Consider the following 2,071-nt stretch of genomic DNA (forward strand, 5'->3'; position numbering starts at 1 on the left):
GTCGGCGATATCAAGCGAGAGTATGCCGAACTAGATGATGCCATTACGAAGCTTGAAGATTTCAAAAAACTTGTTTTGGCATTTATTGATTACTGCCAACTCGACCCAGAAGCCGTTGAAATAGGAGTTCATCAAATTAGAACGACCTGTTCGCCAGATAATTATGGGAACCCTGCCCCTGAAGGGATTCATCGGGATGGGACTGATTTTGTCGGCATATTTTCTGTAGGACGGGAAAATATTCAAGGTGGAGAAACCCATCTCTACAAATCCAAAAAGCATGACCCGGTTTTTTCTAAAGTTCTTCATCCGGGCGAACTGCTATTAGTTAACGATCGGGAATTTTTTCACTATACAACTCCCATTCAGCCACTATTTCATGGTGAAGGAACAAGGGACGTATTTGTTCTGACTTGTCCCAGCTTATTGACAAATTAAGAAGGAGAAAGAGCGAATTTCTCAGTTTTAGCTGTGCTTTTTTAGTTACTGTTTTGAGCAGCTTGAACGAGCGTCCCGGCATTGGGAGGTAGAGTCTCTAAACTTTCGTATTAGCCATAGGGGCACGGCATTGCTGTGCCCCTACTTAAACTTAGGGGATGTAAAACTTAGCCACTCCCCTGTTTGCAGAAGCTAGCGGACAGATCTCAATTTCCTTGATTAGAGCCGTATTCAGCATCCTTTGAGTTGAAGCTTTGTCTTCGCTCTAAAATGCCAAATTTATGATAATTAGAGCCATTTAAATGGCGGAAACCCTCAAACTGCTGGGTTCGCCCAAATTGCCTTGTAAAACAACGCTCCGCTGATTGGCATCAAGGTGGCGCAGAATTTTGTAGATTGCCTCAATTTGATCGGAGGCACCCGCTTTCTGAGCCAACTCAGTCAAAGAAAGGGGAGCGCCTTCCTCTTGTACTGCCTGCAAAACTCGTCTTTGCAAGTCGAGAATGGCGGCGGCAGCCTTTTTACCCGCTTCTACCCCTGGCTGGTGATAAGCATTGATATTGACCAGGAAACCATAAAGTCCGACAGCCCGGTCATACAAAGCAATTAACGCACCTACCATGCGGGGGTTTACCTGAGGAATCGTCACGGTGACAGAATCTCGCTGGTTTTCATACAGAGCTTGCCGGGTTCCCTGGAGTAAACCAGAGAGATAGTCGCCGGATGTGACTTCCGGCTCGACGAAGGGGGAGTTACCCTGTCGGTCTTTTAAGACTTCAATGAAGGTCAGAAAGAAATTCGGGACACCCTCTCGCAACTGCTGCACGTAAGCGTGTTGGTCGGTTGAGCCTTTGTTGCCATAAACAGCAATCCCTTGGTAGACGATATTTCCGTCAAGGTCTTTTTCTTTGCCCAAAGATTCCATGACTAGCTGTTGCAAATAGCGGCTGAATAGCAGCAGGCTGTCTTTGTAGGGCAACACCACCATATCTTTTTCGCCTTTGCCATTTCCGGCGAAGTACCAGCTCATCGCCAGTAGTGCGGCTGGATTTTTCTTGACTTGGGGCAGGCGGGTGGCAGTGTCCATTTCTTTGGCACCGGCAAGCATGGCGCGGATATCGATTCCCTGCAAGGCGGCTGGGAGCAATCCTACGGCTGACAGCTCCGAGGTACGTCCTCCCACCCAATCTTCCATTGGGAAGGTTGCCAACCAGCCTTCTGAGTTTGCCTGCCGATCTAATTTGCTGCTTTCCCCGGTAATGGCAACAGCTTGAGGGGAAAAATTCAGATTCTGCTCAGCGAAGGCTTTTTGCACTTCTACCATGCCATTGCGGGGTTCTGGCGTCCCCCCTGATTTGGAGATGACTAAGACGAGGGTGCTGTTCAGCCGATCTTTGAGCTGGGAGAGGATACGGTCAATGCCCGCCGGATCGGTGTTGTCAATGAAGTGAATTGCCAGGGGTGGGAAGTCTGGAGCGATCGCTTGGGCGACAAATTGGGGACCGAGTGCCGATCCGCCGATACCGATGGAAACAATATCGGTAAACTTAGGAGCGTTGGGTGGATGAATTTCGCCGCTGTGGATTTTTTGGGCAAATGCTTCAATCTGCTCTAAAGTTTGGACAATCTGTTG

At 48.6% G+C, this 2,071-nt stretch carries 2 protein-coding genes; one reads left to right on the forward strand and one right to left on the reverse strand.

The genetic code is table 11. The features are described 5' to 3' along the window. Nucleotides 1-438: 2OG-Fe dioxygenase family protein (locus H6F50_RS07575; protein ID WP_190428053.1), on the forward strand; the 438-nt coding region annotated here is incomplete at its 5' end. Nucleotides 439-736: 298 nt separating this feature from the next. On the opposite strand, the gene H6F50_RS07580 is transcribed toward H6F50_RS07575, so the two are convergent. Further along, nucleotides 737-2,071, reverse strand: a 1,335-nt coding sequence (locus H6F50_RS07580; protein ID WP_190428055.1) for a glucose-6-phosphate isomerase, incomplete at its 5' end; no start/stop codon positions are given.

Source organism: Coleofasciculus sp. FACHB-712 (genome assembly GCF_014695635.1).
Taxonomy (GTDB): Bacteria; Cyanobacteriota; Cyanobacteriia; order Cyanobacteriales; family FACHB-T130; genus FACHB-T130.